The following is a 5,458-nucleotide window of genomic DNA, read 5'->3' on the forward strand; positions in this document are numbered from 1 at the left end:
CCCTGGCCGGCAATGCGCCGGCTACCGGGTTCGAGATGCGCATCTGCCGCAAGGATGGCCAGCTCCTGGCTGCCCGTTTCTACCTGTCGCCCCTGATTGATGGGGAAGGACGGCAGACCGGCTGGATGGCTTCCATTACCGACATCACCGAGCCCAAGAGGGTGCGCGCCGAGCTTGAAGCGGCCCACGAGCGTTTTGTGGCGGTTCTGGATGGACTGGATGCGGCTGTGTATGTGGCCGATGCGGCCAATGACGAAATCCTGTTTGCCAACCGGGCCTTCAAGAGCATTTACGGTTTTGATACCGTGGGGCAGCGGGTGGGCTCCTACGGCTTGCCCACGCCGCCGGACACCCTGTGGTACGACGTGGACCCCCGGCGCCTGTCGCCGGAGCAGGTTCCCCGCGAGCTTTATGATGGTGAGCTCCAGCACATGCTGTCCGGGCGCTGGTATCACATCCGGGAGCGCGCCACCCGCTGGGTGGATGGACGGGTGGTGCGCATGGCCATCGCCACCGACATCACCGACCGCAAGCGGGTGGATGAGGAAAACCGCATTCAGCAGGAGCGCCTGCAGCGCACTTCGCGCCTGATCACCATGGGGGAGATGGCATCCACCCTGGCCCACGAGCTCAACCAGCCCCTGGCGGCCATTGCCAATTATTCCATGGGGTGTGTGAACCGTCTCCAGTCGGGCAGCTACCGTCAGGAAGATCTTCTCACCGCGATGCAGAAGGCCAGCGCTCAGGCGGAGCGGGCCGGCAAGATCATCCGCCGGGTACGGGAGTTCGTGAAGAAGAGCGAGCCACGTCGCCATGGGGTGGCCCTGGCAAGCATTGTCGAGGATGCCATCGGCTTCGTGGAGGTTGACGCCCGTCGCCTGGGTGCCTCCATCATGAGCCAGCTGCCGGCCGACTTGCCGCTGGTGTTTGCCGACACGGTGATGATCGAGCAGGTGGTCCTCAATCTGGTCAAGAACGGTATCGAGTCCATGGCCGAGACCCCCGCAGAGGAACGCATCCTGACCGTTTCTGCCCGGCGCGTGGAGCATGCCCAGGTGGAGGTGTCGATTGCCGATCGGGGGCATGGTCTGTCGGAGGATGCCCGGGAAAAGCTTTTCTCGGCCTTTTACACCACCAAGGCCGAGGGCATGGGCATGGGGCTCAACATCTGCCGGACCATCGTGGAGTTCCACGAAGGCCGCCTATGGGTGGACCCCAACCCCCTCGGAGGATGTATCTTCCGTTTTACCCTGCCCCTGGAGAGCGCCCTTGAAGCTGCAAGCCCCCCTGCCTGAACAGAGCATTTATGTGGTCGACGACGATGAGCCCCTGCGGGATTCCCTGGTCTGGCTGCTGGAGTCCCAGGGCTTTCAGGTGGCATCCTTCGCTTCGGCGGAGGATTTCCTGAAGGCCTGGCGGCCCGAGTTCAATGGTTGCCTGCTGCTCGATGTGCGCATGCCGGGCATGAGCGGGCTGGAACTCCACGAGCGTCTCCGGGCCCTGTATTCCACGTTACCGATCATCTTCATCACCGGTCACGGTGATGTTCCGATGGCCGTGGCGGCGCTGAAGAAGGGGGCCGTGGATTTCATCGAGAAGCCTTTCAACGATACCGAATTGCTCAAACTGGTCACCCAGTGCCTGGTCACCGAGCGGGAGAGTCGCGTCCGTCGCCGTCAGGACGCCGAAGTGGCCCGTCGGCTGGATCAGCTCACCCAGCGGGAGAGGGAGGTGCTTGATCTGATTATCGCCGGCAAGCTGAACAAGCAGATTGCCGACGTCCTGGGTATCAGCATCAAGACCGTGGAGGTCCATCGGGCGCGGGTGATGGAAAAGATGTCGGCCCAGTCCCTGGCCGAGCTGGTGCAGCAGGTGATGGCCATTGAGGCTTCGCCGCGCGCCTGAGTTGCACGGGCATGGCAAGGGGGGTCTGAGCGGCTTGGTCAAGCGATGGTATACTCCCGGGTTTTTCTTGAAGGTCGGAACCATGACGGCTCGCATCATCGATGGCAATGCGCTTTCTGCAAAACTGCGCGGAGAACTCGCTGCGAAGGCGGCTGAACTGACCGCCAGGGGCACTCAGCCCTGTCTGGCGGTGATTCTGATCGGGGGAGATCCTGCCTCGGCAGTGTATGTCCGCAACAAGGTGGCGGGGTGCGAGAAGGCCGGCATCCGGTCCCTCCGGTTCGAGTATGCCGACGATGCCGCCCAGGCGGACGTGCTGGCCAGGATTGCCGAGCTCAATGCCGATCCGGCGGTGCACGGAATCCTGGTGCAGTTGCCCCTGCCGAAGCACTTTGACGAGAAGCTGGTGCTCGAAGCCATTTCCGTCGAGAAGGATGTGGATGGTTTTCATGCCGAGAACGTGGGGCGTTTGTCCCAGGGGCAGGAAGCCTTCGTTCCCTGTACGCCGAATGGCGTGATGGAAATGCTCAAGAGCATCGAGGTCCCCTTGCGCGGAGCGGAGGCCGTGGTGATTGGCCGCTCCAACATTGTCGGCAAGCCGATGGCAATGCTGCTCACGGCTGCCGGGGCCACCGTGACGGTGTGCCACTCGGGTACCCGTGACCTGAATTTTCACACCCGCCGCGCTGACATCCTGGTTGCCGCCATCGGCAAACCGAAGTTCGTTACCGGTGACATGCTCCGGCCCGGGGCGGTCGTCATCGATGTGGGTATCAACCGGCTCCCCGACGGCAAGCTGTGCGGGGACGTGGATTTTGACTCCGCGAAGGACGTCGCCGGCGCCATCACCCCGGTTCCGGGGGGCGTCGGCCCCATGACCATCACCATGCTGCTCGCCAACACTGTCGAGTCTGCCTCCCGTGCTGCCCGCAAGGCCTGAACATAATGAGCGAACAGAAACCCGTCATCGGCATCGTCATGGGCTCCAATTCCGACTGGCCCACCCTGCAGGCTGCGGCCAAGGTCCTCAAGGATTTTGACGTGCCGTTCGAGGCCCGGGTGGTCTCGGCCCACCGCACTCCAGACCTGATGTTCGAGTATGCGGAGCAGGCTCGTGAGCGCGGACTGCGTGCCATCATCGCGGGTGCCGGCGGCGCCGCCCATCTGCCGGGCATGGTCGCCGCCAAGACCACCGTGCCGGTGCTGGGCGTGCCGGTCCAGTCCAAGGCCTTGTCGGGCAAGGATTCCCTGCTTTCCATCGTCCAGATGCCCAAGGGGATCCCGGTGGCCACCTTCGCCATCGGCGAAGCCGGCGCCGCCAACGCGGGCCTGTTTGCCGTGGCCCTGCTGGCTGCCACCGATGGGGCCCTGGCCGAAAAACTCGACGCCTTCCGTGCCGGGCAGACTGCCGCTGTGCTGGCGATGACACTCGATCCGGTCTGACCCACCGTTTTCCCAGGATTGACCCAATGATTCTCCCGCCCGCCACCCTTGGCATGCTCGGCGGTGGCCAGCTCGGCCGCTTCTTTGTCGCTGCGGCCCATGAGATGGGCTACAAGGTCTGGGTTCTTGACCCGGATCCCCACAGCCCCGCCGGACTGATTGCCGACCGCCACCTGCAGGCAGCCTACGAGGATTTCGAGGCACTGGACATGCTGGCCGAAGGGTGCGCCGCGGTGACCACCGAATTCGAGAATGTACCGGCGGCGACCCTGGAGTACCTGGCCAAATTCATTCCGGTGCGCCCCGGCGCTGCGGCTGTGGCGGTCTGCCAGAACCGCATCGCCGAAAAGACTTTCCTGCGCGACAACGGCCTGCCTCATGGTGCCTTTGCGGTCATCCAGTCGGATGCCGACATTGCCGCTGCCGATGCCGGGCTCTATCCGGCCATCCTGAAGGTGGCCCGCTTTGGTTACGATGGCAAGGGCCAGGCCCGGGTGGCCAGCGCCGCAGAGGCCCTCCACGCCTTCCACCAGTTCAAGGGTGAGCCCTGTGTGCTGGAGCAGATGCTCAGCCTCGACTACGAAGTATCGGTGGTGCTGGCCCGCGATGAAAACGGCACGACCCGCTGCTTCCCCACCGTCGAAAACCGCCACACCCACGGTATTCTCGACGTTTCGATTGCGCCGGCCCGGGCGTCTGCCTGCCAGCAGGACGCGGCTCAGGAGTACGCCGAGCGGATCGCCGAGCGTCTGGGCTTCATCGGTACCCTGGCTGTCGAGTTCTTCGTCAGCCGCGGCCAGCTGGTGGTCAATGAAATGGCGCCGCGCCCCCACAACAGTGGTCACCATACCCTGGATGCCTGCACCGTCAGCCAGTACGAACAGCAGGTGCGTGCCCTGTGCGGCCTGCCGTTGGGTGAGCCGCGCCAGCACAGCGCGTCGGTGATGGTAAACCTCCTTGGCGAGCTGTGGTTCGAGGGGGGGGATGCTCATGGCCGCTACCAGGAGCCGGACTGGTCCGTGCTTCATGGCGTACCTGGCCTGCGTCTGCATCTCTACGCTAAGCATCACGCCCGTCATGGCCGCAAGATGGGGCATTTCACGGTGGTGGGTGACGATCCTGCCGATGTGCTTGCCAGGGCCCTGGCGGCCCGGGCGGCCATCGGCATCCGCGACGAGTAAAGGCCTGGCTGGCGATGGACGATATCGAGCAGGCGGTCGGGCTGTTGCGCCAGGGGGCGCTGGTGGCCCTGCCCACCGAGACCGTCTATGGTCTTGGGGCGGATGCCCTCAATCCTGCCGCCGTGGCGAAAATCTTTAGCGCCAAGGGGCGTCCCTCCGACCATCCGCTGATTGTTCACCTGGCCGATGCCGCCCAGCTGATCGACTGGGCGCGGGAGATTCCCCGGGAGGCCATTGCGCTGGCGAGGGCTTTCTGGCCGGGGCCCCTGACCCTGATCCTCAAGAAAGAGGAGGGCGTGCCGGACCTGGTGACGGGGGGGCAGGACACCGTGGGGTTGCGGGTGCCGAATCACCCGGTTGCCCTGGCCCTGCTCAGGGCCTTTGGTGGCGGAATTGCGGCCCCTTCGGCGAATCGTTTCGGGCGGATCAGCCCGACCACCGCCGAGCACGTGCGCCAGGAACTGGGTGATCGGGTGGCCCTGATTCTCGAGGGTGGGGCTTGTCAGGTGGGGCTCGAGTCCACCATACTCGATCTGTCCCGGGGGGTGCCGGTGATCCTTCGTCCGGGTGCCATTGGCGTGGAAGACATCGCCCGGGTGATCGGCCGTCGTCCCCGCCTGCGGGGTGAGGTGTCGTCAGATCGCCCCGATGATGCGCCCCGGGTGTCCGGAGCCCTGGCTGCCCATTACGCGCCGCGCACCCCCCTGATGCTGCTCCCTTATGAGGCCATTGCCTCCCGTCTTGAAGTGGGTGACGCCGTGCTGGCCCGCTGTCCGGCACCTCCCCACCTGCCTGACGGTGTGCTCTGGGAGCAGGCGCCCGCCGATCCGGCCGGTTATGGTCATGATCTCTACGCCAGGCTGCGCTCGCTGGATGCATCTTCCGCGCGCCGCATCCTGGTTGAAGCCCCTGCTGCTGGAGCAGAATGG

6 protein-coding genes are annotated in these 5,458 nt (G+C 64.8%); all 6 read left to right on the forward strand.

The annotated features are described in order from the left end of the window. Positions 1-1,295, forward strand: a 1,295-nt coding sequence (locus PHD22_RS16145; RefSeq protein WP_299869223.1) for a PAS domain-containing sensor histidine kinase, incomplete at its 5' end; no start/stop codon positions are given. Then, positions 1,270-1,905: a response regulator transcription factor gene (locus tag PHD22_RS16150; RefSeq protein ID WP_299869226.1), complete on the forward strand. Its 636-nt coding sequence runs from the start codon at positions 1,270-1,272 to the stop codon at positions 1,903-1,905. The genes PHD22_RS16145 and PHD22_RS16150, both read left to right, overlap by 26 nt. An 82-nt stretch (positions 1,906-1,987) precedes the next feature. Continuing rightward, complete coding sequence (folD, locus tag PHD22_RS16155; protein WP_299869229.1) at positions 1,988-2,845, forward strand: bifunctional methylenetetrahydrofolate dehydrogenase/methenyltetrahydrofolate cyclohydrolase FolD; 858 nt, start codon at positions 1,988-1,990, stop codon at positions 2,843-2,845. Between the two features lie 5 nt (positions 2,846-2,850). Next, entirely contained in the window at positions 2,851-3,348 is a 498-nt protein-coding gene (gene purE / locus PHD22_RS16160; RefSeq protein WP_299869232.1) for a 5-(carboxyamino)imidazole ribonucleotide mutase, read from the forward strand. Positions 3,349-3,374: 26 nt separating this feature from the next. Then, complete coding sequence (locus PHD22_RS16165) at positions 3,375-4,529, forward strand: 5-(carboxyamino)imidazole ribonucleotide synthase (RefSeq protein ID WP_299869235.1); 1,155 nt, start codon at positions 3,375-3,377, stop codon at positions 4,527-4,529. A gap of 14 nt (positions 4,530-4,543) precedes the next feature. Beyond that, positions 4,544-5,458, forward strand: a 915-nt coding sequence (locus tag PHD22_RS16170) for an L-threonylcarbamoyladenylate synthase (RefSeq protein WP_299869237.1), incomplete at its 3' end; no start/stop codon positions are given.

This window comes from Zoogloea sp. (assembly GCF_028693495.1).
Classification (GTDB): Bacteria; Pseudomonadota; Gammaproteobacteria; order Burkholderiales; family Rhodocyclaceae; genus Zoogloea.

Coding starts and splice junctions, on each gene's coding strand:
- folD (WP_299869229.1), top strand. CDS start 1,988: ATGACGGCTCGCATCATCGATGGCAATGCGCTTTCTGCAAAACTGCGC.
- purE (WP_299869232.1), top strand. CDS start 2,851: ATGAGCGAACAGAAACCCGTCATCGGCATCGTCATGGGCTCCAATTCC.
- PHD22_RS16165 (WP_299869235.1), top strand. CDS start 3,375: ATGATTCTCCCGCCCGCCACCCTTGGCATGCTCGGCGGTGGCCAGCTC.